Origin of the sequence: Globicatella sanguinis, assembly GCF_002847845.2 — a bacterium.
GTDB classification, from domain to species: domain Bacteria; phylum Bacillota; class Bacilli; order Lactobacillales; family Aerococcaceae; genus Globicatella; species Globicatella sanguinis.
Genome location: NZ_CP126962.1, coordinates 1,485,607 through 1,510,811 on the forward strand (window position 1 = coordinate 1,485,607; position 25,205 = coordinate 1,510,811).

Sequence of the window (25,205 nt, forward strand, 5' to 3'; positions counted from 1 at the left end):
ATGATAAATGTGTAGCGAAATCAAGGTAATTATGATACCATCAAATTAAATAATAAACGTTGGAGGTCCCGCCATGAATTCAGTGACGGTTAATGAGATTGTAGAAACATTAAATGTAAATTTTATTTTTGGAGAAGATTTTGGTGATCGTGAAGTAACGATAAGTGAAGTTTCAAGACCGGGTTTAATCTTATCAGGTTATTCAGAATTCTATCATGCAGATAGAATTCAATTAATTGGCCGTACAGAGTCCCGTTTTTTAAATTCCAAATCCTCTCAAGAACGTGTCGAAATATTTGAAAGAATGATTCAGCCGAACACACCGGCGGTTATTTTTACTCATATGGAAAAGGTTCCGGAAGAAATAATCCCGGTAGCAACCCGAGTGGGAATGCCTATTTTAGGAGCGCCATCCAAAACAGGACGTGTGCATGCTAATTTAACTAATTTTTTAGAAGGGCAATTAGCTGAACGTTTATCAAAGCATGGGGTTTTTGTAGAAGTGTTTGGGATGGGGGTTATGTTAGTCGGTTCAAGTGGTGTAGGTAAATCAGAAACAGCCTTAGAATTGGTACAAAGAGGCCACCGTTTAATCGCTGATGATCGTGTTGAATTATTTATGATTGATGAATTAACGCTTGTCGGTGAAGCACCTGAAATTTTAGAAAATCTATTAGAGATTCGTGGATTAGGAATTATTGATGTCATGAATTTATATGGTGTTTCAGCTATTCGTCGTTCTAAACGATTGGAATTAATTATCGACTTAGTGTTAGATGATGGTACCGTAGAATATGATCGCTTAGGTTCTAAACGAGAAACGGAGCAGATTTTTGATGTGTTAGTACCAAAAGTACGTATCCCAGTTAAAACGGGTCGTAACTTAGCGGCTATCATTGAATCAGCTGCTATGAATTTCCGTGCGAATTCTTTGGGTTATAATGCTACGGAAGCATTTAATCGTAAATTAGATGAATTAATTCGCAAAAATAACCAATAAGGAGTTTTGATCAACGGATGATATTAGGACAATTGTCGCCTATTGCTTTTGAATTATTTGGTTGGCCAGTTCATTGGTATGGCATCATTATTGGGTTAGGAATACTTTTAGCCTATCTATTAATTGGTGCTGAGGCGCGAAAAAAACAACTTGATGGTGAAAAAATGTCAGATTTAATTTTTTGGACAATTATCATCGGGTTTATTGGTGCAAGAATTTATTATGTACTCTTTAGATTAGATTTTTACTTAGCGAATCCAACCCATATTTTTAGTATTTGGGAAGGTGGCATTGCGATTTATGGAGGAGTACTTGCTGGTATTATGACAATCTATTGGCTAACGAAGAAATATCAATTGCCATTCATTACTACGCTAGACGTTGCCGCTCCTGGTGTATTATTGTCGCAAGTCATTGGTCGTTGGGGAAACTTTATGAACCAAGAAGCTTACGGCTATGAAGTTTCTCGTGATTTTTTAGAGAAATTAAGATTACCCGAATGGTTAATTGAACAAATGCATATTAACGGCGCGTACCATCATCCAACCTTTTTATATGAATCGGTATGGAATTTTCTCGGATTTATCATTTTAATTATTTTGAGACGAATTCCAGGATTTTTAAAAGATGGCGAAGTCGCAGCAGGCTATTTATTGTGGTATGGTCTTGGTCGAATGGTAATAGAAGGGATGCGTACAGATAGTCTCTATTTAGGACCATTGCGTGTTTCTCAATGGTTAGCGGGAGTGTTTGTCATCTTATCGATTGTCTTTATTTTATGGCGAAGAAAAGATTTGTTGGTATCGGATTATACTGACAACCGATATTAGGAGGTTTTTATCGTGAAAGTAACAGTTTTAGGAACGGGTTCTTGGGGAACGGCTTTAGCTAAAGTACTGGCGGAAAACAATCATGAAGTATTAATTTGGGGACGAGATTTACGTGTCGTTGAGGAAATTAAACAAGATCATACTAATAGTCGTTATTTAAAAAAGACTCATTTACCAACGACATTAGTAGCGACTGATGATTTTGAAGCTGCTGTCCAACGTGCTGAAGCTATTTTGATTGTGATTCCAACACATGCAATGAGAGAAATCGTTCAACGAATCGAAGCAGTTCTTCAAGATCAATCCACTAAACCGCTAATCATTCACGCTACTAAAGGATTGGAACCTCACACGCATTTACGAATGACTCAAGTCATTGAAGAAGTGTTAAAAGCGCAAGGTTATCCAGAACCAGTGGTGCTTTCTGGACCGAGTCATGCTGAAGAAGTCGCGCGCCGAGATTTAACAACGGTTACGGCTGCTAGCGAGAATCTTAAGGTGGCACAAAAAGTCCAAGCACTCTTTATGAATCAGTATTTTAGAGTGTATACGAATCAAGATGTATTGGGTGTTGAACTAGGAGCAGCGTTAAAAAATATCATTGCCTTAGGAGCAGGGATTTTAGTGGGCTTAGGTTATGGCGATAATGCCAAAGCGGGGCTGGTGACTCGTGGGTTAGCTGAGATTACCCGTTTAGGGGTCAAATTAGGGGCGGATCCATTGACATTTTTAGGACTAAGTGGTGTAGGCGATTTAGTGGTCACTTGTACGAGTCCTTATTCCCGTAACTGGCAAGCAGGAAACTTATTAGCTCAAGGTCTGACTAAAGAAGAGGTTGCTCAAGAAATTGATATGGTAGTAGAGGGTATCACGACGACAGCGGTGGCCTATGATTTAGCTAAAGAAGAGCAAGTGGAAATGCCCATTACCAATGCTATTTATTCAGCCTTGTATCAAGGAGTTCCAGTACGCGAGGCAGTTGAAGGATTAATGTTGCGCGAAGGTAAACAAGAAGCAATCAGTCAAGATTAAGTGAGTTGATTACCATCTGGTTCAGGTTTGGACCTTATGATTGAATCAAATGCTGTGAAAATACAAACAAAAGGTTGAGCGGAAAACGCGTAGCAATTCGAGAGAATTCTATTCTAACTGGATTGCAATTCGCTGCATATCAAAGTGAAGATTATAAAATAGTTTTTTATGGCGAAATTATACGGGGTGGGCTAGCGAAGTGAAATTCCTTGAATTTTCTACGTCTAGCCTACTCTTTTTAGTCAGTTTGCAATCAAGCAAAAAAATATTCAAAAGTGAATACTCGTGGTAAGATGGATAAGAAATCAAAATAGAAAGTGTGAAATGAATGACAACTGTAGATAAAGAGATTGTTCAGGCCGATGTCATCATTGTCGGAGCTGGTCCAGGAGGACTAACGGCCGCATTGTATGCTTCAAGAGCAAATTTAGAAACGATTATTATTGAAAAAGGGATGCCAGGTGGCGAGATAAACAATACTGCCGATGTTGAAAACTATCCTGGATTTAAATTAATTAGTGGACCTGAATTGGCGAACCATATTTTTGAAAGTGCTATGGCTTTCGGGGCAGAGCATATTTATGGCGATGTGGAAAAAATAGAAATCGATGCCTTAACTAAAAAGATCCACACCAGCAAAACAATCTATCAAGCGCCAGTCGTTATTGTTGCGACGGGAGCTAATCATCGAAAACTTGGTGTGCCAGGTGAAGAACTGTTAGCGGGTAAAGGTGTTTCTTATTGCGCGGTCTGTGATGGCTTCTTCTTTAGAAATCGTCATGTTATCGTCGTAGGAGGCGGTGATTCTGCTGTTGAAGAGGGAACTTATTTAACACAGTTTGCTGACAAAGTAACGATTATTCATCGTCGAGATGAGTTGCGTGCGCAAAAAGTATTGCAAAATAGAGCCTTTGCGAATGAAAAAGTGAATTTCGTTTGGGACACTGTAGTTGAAGAAATTATCGGTGAAAATAATGTCGAAGGTGTAAAAGTCCGCAATGTAAAGACCGATGAAACCAGTACAATTGAAGCCGATGGTGTGTTTGTGTATGTTGGATTAATACCAAACTCTGATACTGTAAAAGAATTGAATGTTACTAATGAAGAGGGATGGATTGTGACCAATAATCAAATGGAAACAAGCGTACCAGGTTTGTTCGCTGTTGGCGATGTACGTCACACTAACTTACGCCAAATTGCGACTGCCGTTGGCGATGGTAGTCAAGCTGGACACATGGCTTATCAATACTTAATGAGTTTAAAAGATTAAGCAAATAATACGATAAGAAGGAGTGTTGCAATGATTAACAATAGCAGTGGAAACTAAGATTTTCATTTTCTATTTTAATCATTACGACACTTTTTTCTTTGTTAAGGAGAGAAAGTATGATGAAGAAAATACTGGTAACAGGGTTTGATCCATTTGGTGGCGAACAGATTAATCCAGCACTAGAGGCGATTAAACGATTGCCAATGTTGATTAATGATACTCAAATTGTAACATATGAAATACCAACCGTATTTCATAAAAGTGGTCGCTTATTACAAGATTATTTGCTGAAAGAACAACCGGACGCGGTGCTCTTAGTAGGACAAGCCGGAGGACGTTCAGCAATTTCTTTAGAAAGAGTCGCCATTAACATGGATGATGCCCGCATACCGGATAATGAAGGCAACCAACCGATTGATGAAGTGATTAATCCCCAAGGCTCACCTGCTTACTTTAGCACATTACCCATCAAGCGTGTCGTTCAAGCGCTAAAACAACATCAAATTCCAGCTATTGTTTCTAATTCAGCAGGGACCTTTGTCTGCAATCATTTAATGTATTACTTATTAGATACATTAGCGGCTCAAAAAGCGAATGTTATTGGTGGATTTATGCATATTCCATATTTACCTAGTCAAGTCGTAGACCAACCCAATCAGCCTTCGATGTCATTGGAGCAGATAGTAAAAGCGATTGAAATCACTTTAGCAACGATTATTAAAAATCAGCATGACCTCAAAATTACTGGAGGAACAGAAGTCTAAAAAGCACTATTATAAATTTTTATAGTAGTTTTTTGAAAATCATGGTATACTGAAAGCGAAACGAGAGGAGTGATAACGTATGTCATGGCATAATACGTTGGAAACGTGGAAAAATTTTGATGGTTTAGATGAAGCACTTCGATCAGAAATCGAAAGTATGGATGAAGCAACTTTTGAAGATGCATTCTCAACTAGTTTAAGTTTTGGAACGGCTGGTATGCGTGGTGTATTAGGTGCAGGACCTAACCGTATGAACCTTTACACAGTTCGTCAAGCGACAGCAGGATTAGCGCAATTAATCATTGAAAATGGTGAGGAAGCAAAAAAACGTGGTGTCGCTATCGCTTATGATTCACGACATTTTTCTCCAGAATTTGCAATGGAAGCCGCTCTTGTTTTAGGGAAACAAGGGATTAAGAGTTATGTGTATGAAAGTTTAAGACCGACACCGGTTCTTTCATTTGCTGTGAGACATTTAAATGCCTTCGCTGGTATCATGATTACAGCCAGTCATAACCCAGCAGAGTATAATGGTTATAAGGTATATGGCGCGGATGGTGGACAAATGCCACCAGAAGATGCAGACAATTTAACGAAATATGTACGTGCGATTGAGAATCCATTAACGGTTGAAGTCGGTAATAAAACTGAATTGTTAGGTTCAGGAATTATTGAGATTATTGGCGATCTTGTGGATCAAGCTTATTTAGAAGAAATGAAAGCTGTGACCATTAATCAAGAATTAGTCAATGAAATGGCTGACCAAGTCAATATTGTTTATACACCATTACATGGAACAGGTTTATATTTAGGGATGAAAGCTTTAGAACAAGCCGGTTTCAAAGATATTAAGGTGGTAGAAGCACAAGCAAAACCAGATGGCGATTTCTCAACTGTTGCATCACCTAACCCAGAATCTGATGCCGCTTTCGATTTAGCCGAAGAATTGGCGGTTAAAGTGGATGCTGATATTATTTTAGCGACAGACCCAGATGCAGATCGCTTAGGAGCAAAAGTAAAAACGGCGGATGGAACCTATCAATTAATTACCGGGAACCAAATTGCTTCATTGATGTTAGACTATATTTTAAACGCCTTACAGCATAAAGGAGCACTACCTGAAAATGGTGCAGCTGTTAAATCAATTGTTTCGACTAATTTAGCGGATGCCATTATGGAAAGTTATGGCCTAACGATGGTAGAAGTATTAACTGGATTTAAGTTCATTGCAGAAAAAATTCAACAATACGAAGAAACAGGTGAACATACATTCTTAATGGGGTTTGAAGAAAGTTACGGTTACTTAATCAAGCCATTTGTACGTGATAAGGACGCGATTCAAGCATTAGTAGTGTTAGCTGAATTAACAGCTTATCATAAGAAAGAAAGTCGCACTTTAGCAGATGCGATTAACCAAATGTATGAAAAATATGGTCATTTCTATGAAAAGACGATTTCACTGTCTTTCCCAGGGTTATCTGGTCAAGCAAAAATGAAAGAATTAATGGCGAATATTCGTCAAGAAGGTATCTCAGAAATGGGTGGACTCGCAGTTGAAAAAACGGCTGATTATTTAGCTGGAACATTAAAGTTAAGCGATGGTAAAGAACGTCAATTAGCGTACCCATCATCTGATGCTTTAAAATATACTTTAGCAGATGGCAGTTGGGTTGCCTTTAGACCAAGTGGTACAGAGCCTAAAATTAAATTATATTTAGGAACAACCGGTCAATCTAAAGTTGAAGTAGAAGAAAAAGCAGAAAAATTAGAAACAGCGATTCAAGAATTAATTGGAGAATAGCAATAATACTGAGTAGAAATTTAGTAACTTCTACTCAGTTTTTTTCTTATGAGAGCGGGTAAGAAGTTGAATTTTAATTGGTATTCGATTCATCTGTTCCCCCCCGCATAGTTGAGGCCACTCGACCACTGCGCTTTGAAATAAATAGATATGCCTGAACAGAATTTAAAAAGTTTTGCCCAGCCTCGATGCTCTGTCTATTGAAGAGTCAAGTTGAGGCCACTGACTTTACGCTCTAAAAGAATTAGCAGAAACCAAATATAATTTTTAAAGTTTCTGCCTGACCTCATAACACTCTTACGATAGCTTCCATAATCATCTTATAAGATAATGAATCCTTTTACGAAAGTAATTGTGATTTTATATACAAATAAGTAAAAGTCACTAGCTATCTTTGTGAAGTTTTGCTATAATCTTGATAGTTATAATAGTTTATAACATTAGATTAGTGAAAAGGTAGGGGAAATTATGCACAAGGATATACCAAAAGCGACTGCCAAGCGATTACCAATCTACCATCGCTATTTACGATTTTTACATAATGCAGGGAAAAAGAGAATTTCATCAACTGAATTAAGTGAAGCCGTGAGAGTTGATAGTGCAACCATTCGACGCGATTTTTCTTATTTTGGGGCATTAGGAAAACGTGGCTATGGCTATGATGTAGATTATTTATTAGATTTCTTTAGTAAGGCATTGAATCAAGATCGCTTAACTTCAATCGGTTTGATTGGTGTTGGCCATTTAGGTAATGCTTTATTAAATTATAATTTTAGAAAAAATAATAATGTGCGTATTGGGGCAGCATTTGACGTTAATCAAGACTTAATTGGAAAAATATTATCTGGAGTTCCAGTTTATTCCATGGATGAATTAGAAGAACAAATCGAAGCCCAAGCAATTGAAGTGGTCATTTTAACTGTTCCTCAGGAAGTAGCACCAAAAGTAGTGGAACGTCTCGTTAATGTAGGCATTAAAGGAATTATGAATTTTACGCCACTTCGATTTGATGTGCCGAAATCGGTCAGAATTCAAAATGTTGACTTAACGACAGAACTTCAAACGCTATTATATTTCATCGATAGTAACATTGAAAATGATGATGATGACTATATGGATGTTCCATATAATTTCTCATTTTAACTTGGTAAATAATAGTTGAGTAGGTAGCCGAAGGGAAAATTTTGAGATTTTCTACTTCCTACCTACTTTTTTTGCTCTTTGTCAAATGGTGTGAATGGGAGTGGGCAAGAAGTGAAAATCAGTTGATTTTCGCTTCGTCGGCCTACCCCCGCACAGTTGAGGCCACTCAACCACTGCGCTTTTAATTAACGCACAATAACGAGATTGAATTTTCCAAGATTATACTCAGCTATCTTAAGACGCCATTTGATACCACTCAACCACTGCGCTTTGAAATAAATGGATATGCCTGAACAAAATTTAAAAAAATTTTGCCCACTCCCACTTACACCAAAAAGTATAGAGCCCTTTTTTATAAGAGTAAACAAAATAGATAACTGATTGCGATGCTAGGGATAAAAGGAATGGCATTCCAGCGTTTGATGTGGTGATATTGTAATATGGAATAAAGAAGGCCGAACAAGGCTGCGCCTAAGATGAAATAAGGGATGGTCATTTCTTCTAAAGTGCAAGCTAATAAGCCGATTATTTTGGCATCTGCTCCTCCAAAAGACGTAGGGCGATAATAAATGATTGTTTCCAATAATAACCATATAACGACTGCAACCCACAGTGACTGTCTATTAAACAGACAAAGAACGACTAAGATGAATAATCCCCACCAATTGACTTGTAAATGAAAATAATCCTCAATGCTTAATAAAAGTAACCAACAAATAATGAGTGATAATAGATAACCTTCGTAAAGGTTATTGAATTGTAAATAATAAAGAGAAAGACCAAAGCAACCACCCAGTAATTCAAGAAAAAAATAATTACGATTTAAGCTCGCGTGACAATGACGACAGGTTCCTTTTAATATTAAAAATGATACCAAGGGCATCAGATCGATTGCTTCTAATGCGTGATGGCAGTTATCACAATGAGAACGACGTGTAAAGTTGATAGTTTGTTCACTGGCTATACAGGTAAAAAATGAAGCCAGACAAGTCCCAATTATAAAGAGTAGTACTGTCATTTTACAACCTCCTACTGATAGATACGCTATTTGAACTTAAAACATTTATCTAAATTCAATTTTTTAAACGAATTAAGTAGCAACAAAATCAAGATCAGCATCAAAAAACCTCAAATGTCCACTGGTTGATACCGTTACATTTGAGGTTATTACATTTATATTAAAGGATAGCGATTATTACGAAGGTTGATGCTCTTTTACAAAAGCAGTAATACGTTTCATTGCCTCTTTTAAAGTCTCAAGACTAGCGGCATAGCTGACTCGGAAGTGATCTTTACCGGCTGGTCCAAAACCTGAACCTGGTACAACGCCTACTTTGGCTTGATGTGCTAAATCTAAACAGAAATCACGATCATTGCCTTGGTACCAATCAGGAACTTTAACAAATAAGTAGAAAGCACCTTGAGGGTTTAAAGTTTCAATATTTATTTCTTTAAAAGCTTTCATTAAGAAATCACGGCGTTCTTTATAAATGGCGCGCATTTCTTCGCTAGCATCGTCTCCGTTGTCATATGCGACAATACTAGCGTATTGCATTTGCGTATTAGGAGTATTGACCATTGCCTGATGAACTTTAAATAACTGGTTGGCTACTTCAACCGGTGCTGCTAGAAAACCACTGCGCCAGCCTGTCATCGCATGCGATTTTGATAAACCATTAATAAGAATTGTACGCTCTCTTAATAATTTAGCCATTGAATAATGAGGATGATCATAAGATAATTCCCCATAAATTTCATCAGAAACTACCCATAAATCATATTTTTCTATAATCGGTACCAATGCACGAAGTTGCTGTTCAGTATAGGTACCACCGGTTGGATTAGCAGGATGGTTTAGTAAAATAGCTGTTGTGCCAGGATTATCGATGATGGCTGCTTCTAACTTCTCTGGTGTAAAGATAAAGTTTGTATCACTAGTATCAACCATGACCATTTCACCATGTGCCAAACTCACTTGAGTGTTATAGATAACATAATTGGGTGACGCTATTAGCACTTTATCGCCGGGATTTAAAATCGTTAAGAAACTAGCGAATAAAGCTTGCGTAGGTCCTGACGTAACAATGATTTCTGTATCAGGCGAGTAAGATAAATCATATTTACGTAAGACATAGCGTGCAATGGCTTGACGTAATTCAATCATACCACGTGAATGAGAGTAGCCGTTTAGATCATCCTTTATCGATTGAATCGCCGCTTCTTTAATAAAAACAGGGGTATTAAAATCAGGTTCACCAATTGTTAATGGAATTAAGCCTTCTATTTTTGAAATTTCTTCGTTGAAAGAACGAATAGGGCTTGGTTGTAAATGATTAAGTTGTTGATTAAATTTCACCGTTATCCCAACTTTCTATTGTTATTTCTTAAATTGTAGCATATAAAACCGCGATATAACAGTTAATTAAACAAAAAATGAGAAAAATGAGAAATTAATTAATAATTGTTGACAAAGAAAAAATTATCTTGTATGATAGCTACATAATATAAATAAACGCATTGATGTGGAAAGTAAAATTAATGGACATTTCCTAGAGAGCTTACATTTGGTGAAAGTAAGTAAATGAACTTAATTTGAAAATGGCCACTGAGCGGTCACTCTGAATGCTACGCAATAAGAGTGGACGGATCCAACCGTTAAAATGGCACAGTATCGTTAATACATGTTTGACTGTACTGTATGAGGTTAAATTAGCAATAATTTAACAAAAAAAGGTGGTACCACGAAATGATAACTCTCGTCCTTTATTTATGATAGGATGAGAGTTTTTTATATTGGAGGGATAATAATGATTGAATTAAAAGACATTGATGTTGTCTTTAAACAAAAAGATAATGTCGTAACTGCAGTAAAAGATGTCAATTTATCAATTAATCGCGGCGAAATATTTGGAATAGTCGGCTATAGTGGAGCGGGAAAAAGCACTTTAGTTAGAACGATTAATTTATTACAAAGACCAACACATGGGTCAGTAATTGTTAATGGACAAAACTTAATTGAATTAGCACCCGCAGAATTAAGAACTGCACGCAAAAAAATCGGCATGATATTTCAACACTTTAATTTAATGAATTCAAGAACGATTTTTGATAATGTTGCATTTCCTTTAAAAGGCAGTGGCCTTTCGAAAAAAGAAGTCGCTCATAAAGTGGCTGAATTATTAAATTTAGTTGGACTGAAAGAAAAGTCCGATAGCTATCCAAGTCAATTATCAGGTGGACAAAAACAACGAGTGGCAATCGCTAGAGCTTTAGCCAATGATCCGGATGTCTTACTTTGTGATGAAGCAACCAGTGCCTTGGATCCAAAAACTACCAGCTCGATTTTAAAACTGTTAAAAGAGTTGAACCAAAAATTGAATATCACGATGGTTGTGATTACCCACGAAATGGCAGTTGTGAAGGATTTATGTGATCGAGTGGCAGTAATGGAAAATGGGCATGTCCTAGAAGAAGGCAGTATATTAGAAATCTTTACACAACCAAAACAACGTTTAACTAAAGAATTCATCAATACAGCAACCCATTTTGACCAAGAGATTGAATTAGTCTTGAAACATCCTCAAACCATTTCCATTAGTCATGAATCTGAATTAGCCAGATTAACCTATACGGGCGATCAAACGACTCAACCGTTTATTACAGAGGTTATTCGTGAATATGGGATTGAAATTAACATCTTATACGGTCATATTGAAATTATTCAAAATACACCTGTTGGCAATTTATTAGTCGCTTTAAAAGGAGAACCGCAACAAATTAATGCTGCTACTGAATTTTTAAAGCATCACTCAGTAAAAGTTGATTCGGTACAAACATTGTTTCAACAATATGTTCAAAAGGAGGCTGATGAGGCATGATGCAATTTATTGAAACCAATATGCCAGATGTATATAAATTACTTGACGATATCGTGAAAGCGTCTTGGGAAACGGTCTATATGTTACTCTTGACCATCATTTTTGCTGGTATATTAGGATTGATTGTCGGTGTCATTGTGACAGTGACACGACCTGGGGGCATTTTAGAAAATAAAGTTATCTATAAAATTCTGGATGCCTTTATCAATATCTTTCGTTCAATCCCCTTTATCATACTTTTAGCTTTACTGATAAATGTCACACGTTTTATTGTCGGAACAACTATTGGGTCAACAGCGGCTAGTGTACCGATTATCATTGCGACGATTCCATTTTTCGCACGACAAGTTGAAATTGCTCTTTTAGAAGTAGATTCAGGTGTGATTGAAGCAGCACAATCAATGGGATGTAGTCCATGGGATATTATTGTTAGAGTCTATTTAAGAGAAGGTTTACCGTCATTGTTACGAGTGAGTGCCTCAACAGTTATCAATGTCATTAGCTTAACGGCAATGGCTGGTGCGGTAGCAGGTGGAGGGCTAGGAACGATAGCAATTGCCAGAGGCTATAACCGTAGTAAAATGGATGTTATTTTAGTCGCAACATTCTTAATTTTAGTGATTGTCTTTGTAACACAACTCATTTTCAATTGGATTATTAAAAAAATTGAACACTAATTAACAATTTATCGGTCAAGTTTGACCTACTAAGAAAGGATTTGATTTTATGAAAAAATTTATTAAAACTATTTCATTAACTTTATTAACGAGCGCTTTAACTTTACCTTTGTTCACCAATGTGGAAGCAGAAGAAAAAAATGAATTTGAAGGGGAAAAGGTTACCGTTGGAATCGTACCGGGTTCGGCTGAAGATGTCTGGCAAGTAGTGGTTGATCAAGCTAAGGAAGAAGGGATTGAAGTTGAATTACAATTTTTCACCGACTACAATCAACCGAATGAAGCTTTACAAAATGGCTCAATTGATTTAAATGCGTTTCAACACATTGCTTTCTTAGATAACTGGAATGAATCTAATGATGGTAGTTTAGTTCCAATAGGATTTACATTCGTATCGCCAATGGGCACTTATTCTGAAAAAATTAAGTCTTTAGACGAATTACCAGAAGGCGGTACAGTCGCTATCCCGAACGATCCAACGAATGGTGGCCGCGCATTATTAGCTTTAGAATTAGCAGGAGTGTTGGAAATTGATGATGAAGCGGGAATTTTAGTAACTCCAGAAGACATTACAGAAAACCCTAAAAATATCAAAATTGAGGAATTAGATGCGGCGCAATTAGCAGCAACCTTACCTGATGTGGATGCAGCTATTATTAACACAAACTTCGCCAATGATGCTGGCTTATCATTAAAAGATGCTATCTTTGTAGATGCTGATTATCCAGAAAAATTAAGCGAGAAATATAAAAACTCGATTGTGGCTAGAGAAGAAGATAAAGAAAATCCATTATACTTAAAAATTGTTGAACTTTATCAAACCGATGCAGTAGCGCAAGCCATTTATGATACAACGAATGGTGGCGATAAACCAGTTTGGGAAAATGCACCGGTAATCGGGGAACAAACAGAAGATGAGACAACCCAAGAGACAACGGTAGCAGAGTAGTAAAATATAATTAATAAACTTGAGGGAGTGGACCAGAAGTAGAAAGTCAGTTGATTTTCGCTGCGTCGGCCAGTTGAGTAGGTCTCAAACAAGTCGTTAAGACGCCATTTGAAACCACTCAACCACTGCGCTTTGAATTAAATAGATATGCCTGACAGATTTTAAAAAGTTTTTGCCCATCTTCTCTTCCAATACCTATTGTTCAGGACATGACACAATAACCAAGCAAAATTATTAACATTCGGGTTTTTAACGATTTTCCCATTAGAAAAAGATCTTTAAATATTTATCATAAGGAGAATTCATATGAAAAAATTAGTAAAAAAAGTTAGTGTATTAGCGTTATTAGCAGGTTTAGTAGCACCAGCAACTGCCTTTGCAGAAGATAAACCGTTTGATGGGGAGACAGTTAAAGTCGGTGTGGCCAGTGATGATGAAATCGAAGTGTGGGAATTTGTAGCAGAATTAGCAGAAAAAGAAGGCATTACCCTTGAAGTTGAATTATTTAATGATTATGTTCAACCAAACGTGGCAGTCGCTAGTGGCGATTTAGACCTAAATGCCTTCCAACATGTGGCTTACTTAGAAGAATGGAATAAAGAAAATGACGAAGATCTGCAACCAATCGGCTATACTTATGTATCACCGCTAGGAGCATATTCTGAAAAAGTAACTTCATTGGATGAATTAGCAGAAGGAGCAGTAGTAGCTATTCCAAATGACCCAACGAATGGTGGACGTGCTCTATTATTATTAGAACAAGCAGGTGTCCTTGAAGTAGATGATGCAGCGGGGGTTTTACCAACTGTAAAAGACATTACTAAAAACGATAAAAAATTAGAGTTTAAAGAATTAGATGCTGCTCAAGTAGCGGTTAGTTTACCAGACGTAGATGCGGCGATAATTAATACAAATTATGCCTTAGACCATGATTTATCTATCGAAGATGATGCGATCTTTGTTGACACAGAAGATTTAGCTAAAGTGAACGAGGTCTATAAAAATGTGGTCGTAACACGTAAAGATGATGTTGAAAATGAATTATACAAACATATTGTTGAATTATATCAATCAGAGGAAGTAGCAGAAAAAATTACTGAAATTACGGACGGTGCGAATGTTGCCGCTTGGTAATCACTGATTACACACCACAAACATACCTTTTGGCTATCGAATATTGATGAGATAGCTAGAAGGTTTTTTATTTTGTGAATTGACGACAACGTGATTTTGTTGTTAAATGAAGGTGTCTTAATAGAATATTGAATTTCAGTAGGAGTCAAGTATGAGTATTGTTGTGTTAAACCACCTATCATCAGAATTAAGAGATAACATTCATCAATTAGAACAATTGGTTCATCAGGTAGATCACACTTATCGTTGGTTATTTCTGTCTAATCAATATAATTTTAATCAAACGATGCCATTTTTAGTGTTATATTATCATCAAGGTCATCTCGTTGGTGTAGGAACAATCTATGCAGAGGATACAGCGTTAGCAGAAGTAGCGAGTATCGTCCATCCTCAATATCGAAAGCTACCAATTAAAGACGTAATAGTTGCTAAAATAAAACAAATTTGTCGTGATTATCGAATAAGAACGATTGGTTATAAAATAGAACGTAAATTTTATCAGCAATATCCCGCGATTTTTAATCGTTATCGTCTTAATCCTGATGCGATACCAGAATTGATTTTACAATTTGGAAATGATCAAAAAGAGTTTTTTGGTGCAGAAACTCAAACAATTACATCTGTGGAAGATCAAAAAAATAAACTCTGCGACCGTCAGCATTACGAAAAAGAATCAAATGTCATACAGGTAAGACGAGCATTACCCGAACACTTGCATTCAATTGCTCATATATTAGCGGAGTGCTTTGACGATTCATATTATGAAGAACGGCTTTTTGTGGAGCGAGTCGCAGCAGATAGCAGCATGGTATTGTATCAATTCTCTATTCAAAATCAAATCATCGGAACGTGTTCGATTGAAGTGCATCCTAAGGTTATTTATCTGTTTGCAGTCGCGATTAAGAAAAAACAACAAAATAAAGGGTTCGGAACTAAAGCAATAGCTCAATTAACCATTTATTTAACGCAAAAATATCGCCGTCCCTTACAAATTCAAGCCGATAAAAATAATAAAAAAGCGATAAAACTCTACCAAAAGCTTGGCTTTAAAACTGTGAGCGAATGGATTGAATTAATTGAAAAATAAGAATAAAATAGCAACTTAATTCGAAATGCTGTTGATTTTTGCGGGATCAACCTGAATTAAATTGCTATTTTTTATATCTCATTCTGTTTGAACGCAAAAAAATGTAAGCGCCCAATAGCCAAGTATATAGAAACCGGCCCCTCAACACTCTACAATAGGTGTTGAAGGGCCAGTTTCAGTCTTTTTAATTATTTAATGGCCTGACAGGCTTCCTTGACCTTCGAAGACCAAGGCAAATAAGCCTCGAGTGCTTCAAAATTTTGCACCGGAAGTTCAGGAAGCTCCTCAAGTAAATATTGAAAATAAGACGGAGGATGGATACCATTAAGCTTCGCACTCTCATAGAGACTGAGGATCCCCCCAGCCGCTTGGGCTCCCTGAATGCTTTGGCTAAACAACCAGTTCTTGCGCCCAATTACCAGTGGCTTGATTTGTCTCTCCGCTCGATTATTGCTCATCTCTAGTCGACCATCTTCAAGAAATTGACGGAAGAAAGGCTCATGTTTGAGAGCATAGGAGATGGCCATTCCCAGCTTGGTTTGAGGTAAGGCATTCAAAGTCTTGACCCAATCAAAGAACTCGTCAACTTGTCTTTGAAGGCAAGTTTGGCGCCAAGTCAAGCGTTCCTCAGGCGTCAGCTCCTTCCAATTCTGTTCGAATTGGAAAAAGGAATCGCACCATTTAACCGCCTGATAAGCAGGATGATGCTTAGACACTTTAGCTGGCAGGGCTTCAAAGAATTTCCGCCTTAAATGCGCCCAACAGCCACTGACTTTAACTTTCTCCTTGCATAGGTTGACATAGGCACCATACATATCTGCATGAAGGCTGCCTTCAAAATCTGGACCCAATAGGTCAAGAATGACTTGGCGTCCTCTGCCTTCATCAAATTGATAAATAATTCCCTGTTCTGGGGTGTCCTTGCCACTCATGAGAAGCCAAAAATAATTCTTCGCTTTTTGGCTCTCTAATACCCGATAGCTGGTTTCATCTGCGTGGAGAACTTCTTGTTGACGGAGCTTGTTTAAAAGTAAGTCACAGAGGTTCTGGAAATAATATTGATAGGTGCGAATGTGCCAACCGCAAATCGTATCCCGACTTAGGGGCAGATTCATTTGTTTCCATTCCTGTTCTTGACGATAAGCGGGTAACTTCAAGCCATATTTTTGATGAATCGTTTGAGCGATCAATGATGCAGACCCCAAGCTATTGTTGAGGGGAGCTTTAGGAACGGGAGCCTTCACGATTTTGTCATTGGCCCCCTCTTTTTGAGTGCAACCCTCGCATTTATAAGAAGCTTGTTTATGAATGATTCGTTTCATATGAGCAGGAATGAAGACAAGCTCTTCACGAACAGCACTAGCCCCTATCTGTTTCATCGATTCCCCACAGTCTGGACACTGGCAGTTTGAAAGTTCGTGTAGCTTTTCTTCGGCAGGGAACTGGTCGAGAATCGCCCGCTTGATCCCTTTATTCTTCTTTGCTTTACGCTTATGAGCCTTCACTTCTTGGACGATCTCTTCTTCTAGTTCTAGGTTGTCTAGAGCTTCCTGCCAATCCTCGAACAGACTGGTTTGTCCAGGTTGAGGCGCTGTTTCTTTCTTGCGACCAAACTGTTGGTTCATCATCAAACGAAGCTGTTCTTTCAACCATTCAATTTCACGTTCTTGTGTTTCAATAATATCGATTAGTTGTTCAGGTGTCTGCGTCTCGATGGATTTGATGTCCATTCCCGGACCTCCCTTCTGTTCAAATTTCTTTGATTATAAACCATGTAAACGATTTAATCAAGTTTTTTCACATTGTGTAAGATCCTTCCAATGATTGAACGGATGGTTCGATCAGAAAGCCATCCATAAGCTGAATGAGTTGGTGACGGTCAATTTCCTTCAGTGATTCCTCCTGTCTAGGCCAATGAATTCGGCCAGATTCATAGCGTTTATACAGTAACCAGAAACCTTGGCCATCCCAATAAAGAGCTTTAAAGCGGTCAAGCCTGGACCCGCAGAAGAGAAAGAGATTCTTTTCAAAGGGATTTAATTGATAATCATTTTGAACGAGAGCAGCCAGAGAATCAACTCCCTTGCGTAAGTCTGTCCGACCAGTCATAATGTAATAGCGTTTAGCAGCATCGAGATTAATAATCAATCAACCACCTCCATAAGTTTTAACTTAATCATACAGGAGGTGGTTGGGCTGTGATACGTACCTGGTTATTCGGCGCTTACAAAAAAATCTCCCCCTAAAGTAGTTTACTTTTTTAAGTGTCTACTTTAGGGGGAGCATATCAGCTCGCCTACTCGTTATGTTTATTAATTATTCAAGGTTAACGGGTAATTAGAGCTAGTGATTATCAAAATGTTTTTAATTAAAGAGTCGTTCTTGGATTTGGTAGTTAGTGTCATTGTATTCTTTTTCATGAGCCACTAAGATCATTTGTTGATTACTTGTCAATTTGTCGGCTGGAATACGTTCAAAATATGTCATTAATTGCCCTGGGAAATAAAGACGTAAATCTCCTTTTACTTCTCCAGCTAAGGTATTAACTAAAGCACTGACTTGTGATAATTCGACTTTATCGTATGTTTTGGTTAATAATTCAATTTGGGTACGTTGTTTTTTTTGATTAGGGCGATAGTAATCGTAAGGTAAATCATAACTACTATTGATACCGAAGTAATAATCTGGGTCAAACCCTGCTTGAATCATTTCATCTTGTAGGGCAATAGCTAAGGCTTCGCGATTTTCTTCGGTCACGATTAACGATTTAAATGGCTTACGATTGACGAAGCGATAGGCTAAATCAGATAAAATCGGATCGTCTTCATAAATCCACATTGAGAAATAAGTGCTCATTACATGGTCATCTAATAGTAAGTAATCCTGTAAAGTCCAGGTGCCGGTTAAGAATGGTTTTAATAAGCCAGCCGGTTGTTTCATTTGTGTTTCGTCTTCTAAATAGAGTTTTTTAGCACGGTCTAATAAGCTCTTTAATACTTGTTCCATTCCACGCGATACCCCATGGAAATAAACTTGCATATACATTTGATATCGGCTGACAACATAATCTTCTACAGCATGCATTCCCGAATAGTCAAAAGCGATTTGGTTATTATAAGGACGTATTACTCTGAGTACGCGTGTTAAGTCGAAAGTTCCATAACTGACACCAGCATAATAGGCATCTCTAAGAAGATAGTCCATTCGATCGGCGTCAATTTGACTACTGATAATTTGTACTACTTGTTGGTTAGGATAAGTTTTATTGATGACACTGGCTACTTTTTCAGGGAAATCGTCTCCAAAATAGCGCAATACTTGATTGATTTCTGTTTCAGAAGAAGTGATGATTTGTTGTGTTAAAGCCTCGTGATCCGTATTAAAAATACCTTCAAAGGTATGGGAAAATGCGCCATGACCAATATCGTGTAATAAGGCCGCACAAAGTGTTACCATATGCTCATCAGGATTCCATAAGCCATCATTGGCTTTTTTAGTTGCGTATTGGCGTTCGAACAAATCAATGATACGGCGTGTGATCTCATATACACCTAATGAGTGATTAAAGCGCGAATGTTCTGCCCCATGGAATGTAAACGAAGAGGTTCCTAATTGCTTGATTCGTCTCAAACGTTGAAATTCACGCGTATCAATTAATTTTAAAATAATTTTGTCATGGATATGAACATAATCATGAACAGGGTCGCGGAAAACTTTTTCACGAGGTAACTTTTGTGCCATAACTTTTTCTTGAAATGTTGACATATAGATGCTCCTTATTTATTAATTTGTAGAGGGTAATTACGATCAAGTGTTTTTTGGTACATTTTCTGGTAGAGTGCCTCTAATGCTTCCCCAGGACCAGGCAAATGAGTTAATTGAGTTTGTTGTTGAACGGTATTTAAAAGGAGTTGTTTAAACTTTTCGACAGATATAGATTGAGCTAAGAAGTCGTTGATGTTGGACATCACATCAGGATTGACATTAGGGTATTGCGAATCAGCCTCTGATGTTTGATAAAATTGCCGGATTATTTCAGATCGTTCTTTTTGATTACCAGTGACACTGATATAAGCGGCGACGGCCACACCATCTTTAAAACGACGTTGCGCAATGCCACCAATTTTTTGTTGTTGAATGACAATATCGTATGTACCAGGACAATAGGAATCGGGTACTTCGTAGCTTTCTACCTTTAATCCCATAGGATTAAGAGCTTCTTTAAGCCATCGAATCATTTGCTCATAGCCTTCATCAATAGTTAAGGGGTATTCCTTTAGATTACTGATAAAGGAAATATTGATAATGCCAGGGTCACTAACCACCGCTAGTCCACCATGAGCACGTAAATGGGTAGCGAATCCTGCCCAATTTAAATACGCTATACCTTCTGGTAATGCTTTTAATCGAGTGTCTTTAGGGCCCAGTATGATCGTTGGGTAATTGAGACGATAGAAGTGAATAATCCCTTTTGCCTGTGACGATTTATCAGACGGATGGTCATTAAGTGTCATAATATGGCGAATAAAAGCATCTTGCCAACTTAAAGCGACTAAACCATCATCTGCATTAGAACCTGAACCGACTTCAGTGTAAAGCCAATGATGATACGATAAAAACTCTGACATACCTTACCTCCAATAAACTGTAAAAATCGTGTTAATTCCTTTTTATTATAGCAAATAATAGGTTATAATTACTAGCAGAGGGGAAGTGAATTAGTGAAGCGTGAAAGCGTTACGGTAAAAGTGACCCAGAAAATTATGGATTCTACGACAAAACGTATTGAAAAATGGCGTCATCAAACACAAGGTGAGTATTATCAACTCAATTCATTTGAAAAAATTACTTACGAAGATCAACAAGGACAAATGGTTCATGTTAAATGGTTTCCTAATAATGGAAATTTAGAAATTAGTTATGGTTCTACCCGATTATTATTTAATAAAGAAGAGCCAACCCAATTAGCTTATTCGACACCACAGGGATTAATGGTGTTTGATGTCTTAACACATCGAATCAGTATTGCTGATAATAAAATTTCGGTGGATTATCAGCTATTAAATGAAAAAAACCCCATTGGTGATTATGATTTTAGATTGATTTATCATCAATAAATCGTTAAGATAGTAAGGTAGAAATATAAAGGAAGTGACGATATGGAGTTAAAGGCATTCGAAGGTCAGAACCGCGAGGAACTTTCATTAATTGAAGTTGCTCATGAAATATTAGTTCAAAAAGGTGATGTCATTGAATTTAATGAATTATTAATTATGATTCAAGAATATTTAGATTTAAATGAAGCCCAATTAGAAGCAAATTTAGTAAGATTTTATACTGATTTAAATATTGATGGACGCTTCATCTCATTAGGAGATAATCGTTGGGGCTTACGTTTATGGTATCCAATTGATTCAATCGACGAAGAAACGATTACTTCAGCAGAGGAAGAAGTTCCAAAACGCCGTCGTAAGAAACGTAAATTAAATGCATTTGCTGACGATGAAGACATGATCGATTACAACGATGATGACCCAGAAGATGGCGAAGTTTATGACGAAGAAGATGAAGAGTTCGATGAAGATGATGAAGACATGGATGATATCGACGAAGTCATTGCTAAAGAAGACGAAGATGAAGAAGAAGAGTTAGATCACTATGCAAGTGAGTTATCTGATTTTGAAGATGAAGACATTGATGAAGATGTTGAAATCGATGAAGAAGATGATGGATTAGTAGATGATGAAGAAGAAGATTTCGAAGAATACGACGAAGACGAGGAAGACGAAGATTAAATATCGCTTACATGATGAATTTGTGAAAAGATTTATTATTTTCACTAGCCTTAATCATTAAAATAAAGTATAATATTAAGTGAAATACATATACTATTTCTAAAGGATTTCAAGGAGGAAATATAATGAGTAGATTAGTTAGTATGACAGAAATGTTAAACAAAGCAAAAGAAGGTAAGTATGCAGTTGGTCAATTCAACATTAACAACTTAGAATGGACTCAAGCAGTATTACAAGCAGCACAAGAAAACAATTCACCAATTATCTTAGGTGTATCTGAAGGTGCTGGTAAATACATGGGTGGTGCTGAAGTTGTTGCAGCGATGGTTAATGCTTTAATGGAAACGATGGATATCACTGTTCCAGTTGCATTACACCTAGACCACGGTTCAACTGTTGAAAGTGTTAAACATTATATTGATGCTGGATTTACTTCTGTTATGTTCGACCATTCTCATTTCCCTATCGACGAAAATATCGAAATGACTAAAGAATTAGTTGAATACGCTCATTCTAAAGGTGTATCAGTAGAAGCTGAAGTTGGTACTGTTGGTGGTGTTGAAGACGGTGTAACAGGTGGCGTAAAATATGCTGACTTAGAAGAATGTAAACGTATGGTATCTGAAGCTAAGATTGATGCTTTAGCAGCAGCTTTAGGTTCAGTTCACGGTACTTACGATGGAGAACCTGTTTTAGGGTTTGATGAAATGGAAGCAATTTCTGATGCAACAGGAACACCATTAGTATTACACGGTGGATCAGGAATCCCTGATTATCAAATTAAAAAAGCTATCGAACGTGGACATGCTAAAATTAACGTTAATACTGAATTACAACAACAATGGACTAAAGCAGTTCGTGAAAAATTAAATTCAGATGATAAAGTTTATGACCCACGTAAAGTAATTGCTCCTGGTAAAGAAGCAATCGTTAAAATTACTAAAGAAACAATGGATATGTTTGGGTCAACTGGCAAAGCATAATCATTAAATAACGTTGATATATCAACGGTTTAAACACATTTAATAGCAAAAGGGCAAAAAAGGGGCAATTAGTATAAATTGTCTATCACATTTTGCCCTTTTTCTTTCGTTTTAGATGTCACATGGTTATATATTTTGGGTGTTGTTTTAGGATTAGAATGACCTACATTTTCTATGATGTGTTGACAATAGCAAATTTTGCTTGATTAGTAAGAAAGCATCATTCGTTAAATAAATAAATTTAAAAAACAGAGGCTGGGCAAAAACTTTTTAAACTCTGTTCAGGTATATCTATTTAATTTAAAGCGCAGTGGTTGAGTGGCCTCAAACTGCGTCTTTCGACTTGTTTGAGGCCTACTCAACTGTGCGGGGGTAGACCGACGAAGCGAAAATTATTCAATTTTCTACTTCTAGTCTACTCCCAACTGTGCGGGGGTGGGCAGACGAAGCGGAAATCAACTGATTTTCTACTTCTTGCCCACTCCCTGTTTCTTTATCATATTGATTAATGGAAAAATGAATGCGCCAGAAGATAAATAAAATCATCTCGATTCAAAAAAGGAGTGAGCCAGCAAGGAAATCACTCCATCTTCACTGCCTGTTCACTCCCTCATAGAGTAAAGACTCAATAAGTTTAAAAAGTTGACGCTTTATCTTGATGCATGCGCTTGTGCCAAAGCTTCTCGGTAGTATATACGAAAACCACTCTATGTTATTGCATTACTGTCGACTAAAACAATGCTACTAGATTAGAGTGGTAATAGTGAGTAGTTTATGCTACTTAATACTATCGGTCACATTAATTGTTTGTTTCCTCTAGCTCTTCAAGGGCTAAACTCGCTTCTTCCCATTCCTCCATTAAGTTTTCCTGGCGATTTTCTAAGCCCATTAGTTCCTCGTGCATCTTTAATAACTCGTCTTGTTGATTCAATGTAGAAGCTTCCGCCATTTGATGATGTAAGGCTTCAATCGCTTGTTCTATCGTTTCTAGCTCTTCGGTCACTTTATCAACTTGCTGAGTTAATTTCTTTAATTCACGACGATATTGCTTACTTTCTTCGAAGGATAACTGAGCTTGCCCTTTAGTAGCAGTGATACTTTCAGTCGGCTTGGCGTTTGTTTTGTTTTTCAACTCAGCCTCTTGTTTAAGAACAGCTAGCTCTTCTTTTTTATGTAAGTAATAATCATAATCTCCTAAATAAAGAGTAGAGCCTGATGGCGTAATCTCTAAAATTTGGGTGGCAATCCGATTGATAAAATAACGGTCATGCGAAACAAATAAAAGTGTACCATCAAATTCGATTAAGGCTTGTTCTAATACTTCTTTACTATCGATATCCAAGTGGTTGGTAGGCTCATCTAAAATTAAGGTATTATCATGGTCAGTAGCCAATAAAGCTAAAGTTAGCCGAGCTTTTTCTCCACCGCTTAGCATCGATACTTTCTTTTCAACAGCTTCGCCAGTAAAAAGGAAGCTGCCTAAAATACTCCGAATAATCCATTCATCAGTTGTATCGTGTGCTTGCCATAGAGTTTCTAAGACAGTTAAGTCAGGATTTAACATATTAACGTTTTGAGCGTAGTACCCAATATCTAATCCAGTACCTCTTATGATTTCGCCTTTAATTGGAGGAATTTCCCCAATTATCGTTTTCAATAAAGTAGATTTACCAACACCGTTTGGCCCGACGACTGCGATGGCTTCTTGTTTTCTTAAATCCAATTGAATATTTTCGGCAATTACTTCAGATTGATAGCCGATGCTTAGATTTTCTAATTCAAGCACGCGTTCGCCACTTTCGCTAGCCGTTGAAAACTGAATGCGTGGTGCTTTTTGGTCTTGTTTTGGTTTTTCTAACCGAGTAATTTTTTCTAATTGCTTACGTCTACTTTGAGCCCTCTTCGTTGTCGAAGCGCGAGCAATATTTTTTTGAACAAATTCCTCGAGTTTTGCAATCGTGACTTGCTGCTTTTGATATTCTTTCCATTCAAGTTCTAAACGTGCTTCTTTTTCTTTCATATAATAAGAATAATTCCCTTTATAGAGATGAGCAGTATGATTACGCAATTCGATGACTTGATTGGTAATTTTATCTAAAAAATAGCGGTCGTGGGAGACGATTAGTAGAGCGCCTTTATATCCTACGAGGTACTGTTCGAGCCAAGCGAGCATTTCCATGTCTAGATGGTTAGTAGGCTCATCAAGAATTAATAAGTCATAATCCATTAATAAAATTTGTGCGAGTGCTAAGCGTGTTTTTTGCCCACCAGATAAAGCTTGAACAGGAGTTTGATAATCTTCCTCGAAGAATCGAAAGCCGTGTAATACTGTTCGAATTTCAGATTCAATGGCATAGGCGTTTTTATTGTTTAATGTTTCAAGTAACTGGTCATACTGATGTAAAGCTTCTTGGTATTCAGTACTATCATGATGATCAGCTAATTGAGCTAAGCGATCAGCCGCTTCTTGTGCTTCGTCTCTTAACTTTAAGGTTGCTTCAAATGTATGAAGCATTTCCTCCCAAATCGTTCGCTTTGAGTCAATCGCAACATGTTGTTCTAAATACCCAATTTTAAGCCCTTTAGCCTTTGAAATGGTGCCGCTAGAAATAGGTTCTTGGTTCATAATTTGCTTGATAAGCGTTGATTTTCCAGTTCCGTTACGACCAACGAGGGCGATACGGTCACGGGTTTGAATACTAAAATTAACATTTTCATATAAGGTTTCATCGGCAAAACGTCTTGCCAAATCATTTACTTGTAGTAATATCATGTGTGCATACTCCTTTAGTATGGTTCAATAGCTACATTATAGCAAAAGAACTTAACACCGTGAACAAAATAAGACAATAAATAGTGGAG

22 protein-coding genes and 1 other annotated feature are annotated in these 25,205 nt (G+C 37.2%); of the genes, 15 read left to right on the forward strand and 7 right to left on the reverse strand.

Annotated features, from left to right (window positions below; all coding sequences use genetic code 11):
• Nucleotides 1-73: 73 nt before the first annotated feature.
• From hprK to CYJ72_RS06495, 7 genes are all read left to right on the forward strand, one after another.
• Nucleotides 74-1,000, forward strand: a complete 927-nt coding sequence (gene hprK / locus CYJ72_RS06465; protein ID WP_066125304.1) for an HPr(Ser) kinase/phosphatase — start codon at nt 74-76, stop codon at nt 998-1,000.
• 17 nt (nt 1,001-1,017) lie between these two features.
• The gene (gene lgt / locus CYJ72_RS06470; protein ID WP_066125306.1) at nt 1,018-1,830 is read left to right on the forward strand and encodes a prolipoprotein diacylglyceryl transferase; all 813 of its coding nucleotides are present in this window, start codon (nt 1,018-1,020) and stop codon (nt 1,828-1,830) included.
• A gap of 12 nt (nt 1,831-1,842) precedes the next feature.
• Nucleotides 1,843-2,862 carry an NAD(P)H-dependent glycerol-3-phosphate dehydrogenase gene (locus CYJ72_RS06475; protein ID WP_284628765.1) on the forward strand — a complete coding sequence of 340 codons (1,020 nt, stop codon included), beginning with the start codon at nt 1,843-1,845 and terminating at the stop codon, nt 2,860-2,862.
• Between the two features lie 328 nt (nt 2,863-3,190).
• A complete protein-coding gene (gene trxB, locus CYJ72_RS06480; protein ID WP_066125309.1) occupies nt 3,191-4,132 on the forward strand; it encodes a thioredoxin-disulfide reductase in 942 nt (313 codons plus the stop codon).
• Between the two features lie 119 nt (nt 4,133-4,251).
• Entirely contained in the window at nt 4,252-4,896 is a 645-nt protein-coding gene (gene pcp, locus CYJ72_RS06485; RefSeq protein WP_101813057.1) for a pyroglutamyl-peptidase I, read from the forward strand.
• 79 nt (nt 4,897-4,975) lie between these two features.
• Nucleotides 4,976-6,697, forward strand: coding sequence for a phospho-sugar mutase (locus tag CYJ72_RS06490; RefSeq protein WP_101813038.1), 1,722 nt, complete (start codon nt 4,976-4,978; stop codon nt 6,695-6,697).
• Between the two features lie 468 nt (nt 6,698-7,165).
• Nucleotides 7,166-7,840, forward strand: a complete 675-nt coding sequence (locus CYJ72_RS06495; protein WP_066125313.1) for a redox-sensing transcriptional repressor Rex — start codon at nt 7,166-7,168, stop codon at nt 7,838-7,840.
• Between the two features lie 352 nt (nt 7,841-8,192).
• On the opposite strand, the gene CYJ72_RS06500 is transcribed toward CYJ72_RS06495, so the two are convergent.
• Nucleotides 8,193-8,858 (reverse strand): prepilin peptidase, encoded by a 666-nt coding sequence (locus CYJ72_RS06500; RefSeq protein ID WP_066126038.1) that lies wholly within the window; start codon nt 8,856-8,858, stop codon nt 8,193-8,195.
• 177 nt (nt 8,859-9,035) lie between these two features.
• Complete coding sequence (locus CYJ72_RS06505) at nt 9,036-10,196, reverse strand: aminotransferase class I/II-fold pyridoxal phosphate-dependent enzyme (protein ID WP_245631288.1); 1,161 nt, start codon at nt 10,194-10,196, stop codon at nt 9,036-9,038.
• Between the two features lie 152 nt (nt 10,197-10,348).
• Nucleotides 10,349-10,607: a binding site (T-box leader), on the forward strand.
• A 40-nt stretch (nt 10,608-10,647) separates the two neighbouring features.
• On the opposite strand from CYJ72_RS06505, the gene CYJ72_RS06510 reads away from it, so the two are divergent.
• The 5 genes from CYJ72_RS06510 to CYJ72_RS06530 all read left to right on the forward strand — a co-directional run bounded on the left by CYJ72_RS06510 (nt 10,648) and on the right by CYJ72_RS06530 (nt 15,565).
• Nucleotides 10,648-11,718 carry a methionine ABC transporter ATP-binding protein gene (locus tag CYJ72_RS06510; RefSeq protein WP_066126034.1) on the forward strand — a complete coding sequence of 357 codons (1,071 nt, stop codon included), beginning with the start codon at nt 10,648-10,650 and terminating at the stop codon, nt 11,716-11,718.
• Nucleotides 11,715-12,395 (forward strand): methionine ABC transporter permease, encoded by a 681-nt coding sequence (locus tag CYJ72_RS06515; protein WP_066126033.1) that lies wholly within the window; start codon nt 11,715-11,717, stop codon nt 12,393-12,395. Before CYJ72_RS06510 ends, CYJ72_RS06515 begins: the two co-directional genes overlap by 4 nt.
• 49 nt (nt 12,396-12,444) lie before the next feature.
• Nucleotides 12,445-13,344: a MetQ/NlpA family ABC transporter substrate-binding protein gene (locus CYJ72_RS06520; RefSeq protein WP_101813037.1), complete on the forward strand. Its 900-nt coding sequence runs from the start codon at nt 12,445-12,447 to the stop codon at nt 13,342-13,344.
• 306 nt (nt 13,345-13,650) lie between these two features.
• The gene (locus CYJ72_RS06525; RefSeq protein WP_284628773.1) at nt 13,651-14,478 is read left to right on the forward strand and encodes a MetQ/NlpA family ABC transporter substrate-binding protein; all 828 of its coding nucleotides are present in this window, start codon (nt 13,651-13,653) and stop codon (nt 14,476-14,478) included.
• A gap of 151 nt (nt 14,479-14,629) precedes the next feature.
• Nucleotides 14,630-15,565 carry a GNAT family N-acetyltransferase gene (locus CYJ72_RS06530; protein WP_066126029.1) on the forward strand — a complete coding sequence of 312 codons (936 nt, stop codon included), beginning with the start codon at nt 14,630-14,632 and terminating at the stop codon, nt 15,563-15,565.
• A gap of 188 nt (nt 15,566-15,753) precedes the next feature.
• Here the strand turns inward: CYJ72_RS06530 and tnpC are convergent, their stop codons facing one another.
• From tnpC to CYJ72_RS06550, 4 genes are all read right to left on the reverse strand, one after another.
• The gene (gene tnpC / locus CYJ72_RS06535; protein WP_284628775.1) at nt 15,754-17,295 is read right to left on the reverse strand and encodes an IS66 family transposase; all 1,542 of its coding nucleotides are present in this window, start codon (nt 17,293-17,295) and stop codon (nt 15,754-15,756) included.
• Between the two features lie 67 nt (nt 17,296-17,362).
• Nucleotides 17,363-17,713 (reverse strand): IS66 family insertion sequence element accessory protein TnpB, encoded by a 351-nt coding sequence (gene tnpB, locus CYJ72_RS06540; protein WP_084801928.1) that lies wholly within the window; start codon nt 17,711-17,713, stop codon nt 17,363-17,365.
• A 216-nt stretch (nt 17,714-17,929) separates the two neighbouring features.
• Nucleotides 17,930-19,330, reverse strand: coding sequence for an HD domain-containing protein (locus CYJ72_RS06545; protein WP_066126027.1), 1,401 nt, complete (start codon nt 19,328-19,330; stop codon nt 17,930-17,932).
• Nucleotides 19,331-19,341: 11 nt separating this feature from the next.
• Nucleotides 19,342-20,193 (reverse strand): lipoate--protein ligase family protein, encoded by an 852-nt coding sequence (locus CYJ72_RS06550; protein ID WP_101813034.1) that lies wholly within the window; start codon nt 20,191-20,193, stop codon nt 19,342-19,344.
• A gap of 93 nt (nt 20,194-20,286) precedes the next feature.
• Between CYJ72_RS06550 and CYJ72_RS06555 the strand changes: the two genes are divergently transcribed.
• The 3 genes from CYJ72_RS06555 to fba all read left to right on the forward strand — a co-directional run bounded on the left by CYJ72_RS06555 (nt 20,287) and on the right by fba (nt 22,343).
• Nucleotides 20,287-20,682 carry a DUF1934 family protein gene (locus CYJ72_RS06555; RefSeq protein WP_066126023.1) on the forward strand — a complete coding sequence of 132 codons (396 nt, stop codon included), beginning with the start codon at nt 20,287-20,289 and terminating at the stop codon, nt 20,680-20,682.
• A gap of 42 nt (nt 20,683-20,724) precedes the next feature.
• Nucleotides 20,725-21,360 carry a DNA-directed RNA polymerase subunit delta gene (gene rpoE, locus CYJ72_RS06560; RefSeq protein ID WP_066126022.1) on the forward strand — a complete coding sequence of 212 codons (636 nt, stop codon included), beginning with the start codon at nt 20,725-20,727 and terminating at the stop codon, nt 21,358-21,360.
• A 125-nt stretch (nt 21,361-21,485) separates the two neighbouring features.
• Nucleotides 21,486-22,343, forward strand: a complete 858-nt coding sequence (gene fba, locus CYJ72_RS06565; RefSeq protein WP_066126019.1) for a class II fructose-1,6-bisphosphate aldolase — start codon at nt 21,486-21,488, stop codon at nt 22,341-22,343.
• 799 nt (nt 22,344-23,142) lie between these two features.
• On the opposite strand, the gene CYJ72_RS06570 is transcribed toward fba, so the two are convergent.
• Entirely contained in the window at nt 23,143-25,116 is a 1,974-nt protein-coding gene (locus CYJ72_RS06570) for an ABC-F family ATP-binding cassette domain-containing protein (RefSeq protein WP_101813033.1), read from the reverse strand.
• Between the last annotated feature and the right edge of the window lie 89 nt (nt 25,117-25,205).

What these genes read in the sequence shown, in the direction of transcription:
- CYJ72_RS06545 (WP_066126027.1), bottom strand. Translation starts at nt 19,330, where the DNA reads ATGTCAACATTTCAAGAAAAAGTTATGGCACAAAAGTTACCTCGTGAA.
- CYJ72_RS06500 (WP_066126038.1), bottom strand. Translation starts at nt 8,858, where the DNA reads ATGACAGTACTACTCTTTATAATTGGGACTTGTCTGGCTTCATTTTTT.
- pcp (WP_101813057.1), top strand. Translation starts at nt 4,252, where the DNA reads ATGAAGAAAATACTGGTAACAGGGTTTGATCCATTTGGTGGCGAACAG.
- trxB (WP_066125309.1), top strand. Translation starts at nt 3,191, where the DNA reads ATGACAACTGTAGATAAAGAGATTGTTCAGGCCGATGTCATCATTGTC.
- CYJ72_RS06550 (WP_101813034.1), bottom strand. Translation starts at nt 20,193, where the DNA reads ATGTCAGAGTTTTTATCGTATCATCATTGGCTTTACACTGAAGTCGGT.
- CYJ72_RS06570 (WP_101813033.1), bottom strand. Translation starts at nt 25,116, where the DNA reads ATGATATTACTACAAGTAAATGATTTGGCAAGACGTTTTGCCGATGAA.
- CYJ72_RS06530 (WP_066126029.1), top strand. Translation starts at nt 14,630, where the DNA reads ATGAGTATTGTTGTGTTAAACCACCTATCATCAGAATTAAGAGATAAC.
- CYJ72_RS06525 (WP_284628773.1), top strand. Translation starts at nt 13,651, where the DNA reads ATGAAAAAATTAGTAAAAAAAGTTAGTGTATTAGCGTTATTAGCAGGT.
- rpoE (WP_066126022.1), top strand. Translation starts at nt 20,725, where the DNA reads ATGGAGTTAAAGGCATTCGAAGGTCAGAACCGCGAGGAACTTTCATTA.
- CYJ72_RS06515 (WP_066126033.1), top strand. Translation starts at nt 11,715, where the DNA reads ATGATGCAATTTATTGAAACCAATATGCCAGATGTATATAAATTACTT.
- hprK (WP_066125304.1), top strand. Translation starts at nt 74, where the DNA reads ATGAATTCAGTGACGGTTAATGAGATTGTAGAAACATTAAATGTAAAT.
- tnpC (WP_284628775.1), bottom strand. Translation starts at nt 17,295, where the DNA reads ATGGACATCAAATCCATCGAGACGCAGACACCTGAACAACTAATCGAT.
- lgt (WP_066125306.1), top strand. Translation starts at nt 1,018, where the DNA reads ATGATATTAGGACAATTGTCGCCTATTGCTTTTGAATTATTTGGTTGG.
- CYJ72_RS06510 (WP_066126034.1), top strand. Translation starts at nt 10,648, where the DNA reads ATGATTGAATTAAAAGACATTGATGTTGTCTTTAAACAAAAAGATAAT.
- CYJ72_RS06495 (WP_066125313.1), top strand. Translation starts at nt 7,166, where the DNA reads ATGCACAAGGATATACCAAAAGCGACTGCCAAGCGATTACCAATCTAC.
- fba (WP_066126019.1), top strand. Translation starts at nt 21,486, where the DNA reads ATGAGTAGATTAGTTAGTATGACAGAAATGTTAAACAAAGCAAAAGAA.
- CYJ72_RS06520 (WP_101813037.1), top strand. Translation starts at nt 12,445, where the DNA reads ATGAAAAAATTTATTAAAACTATTTCATTAACTTTATTAACGAGCGCT.
- CYJ72_RS06490 (WP_101813038.1), top strand. Translation starts at nt 4,976, where the DNA reads ATGTCATGGCATAATACGTTGGAAACGTGGAAAAATTTTGATGGTTTA.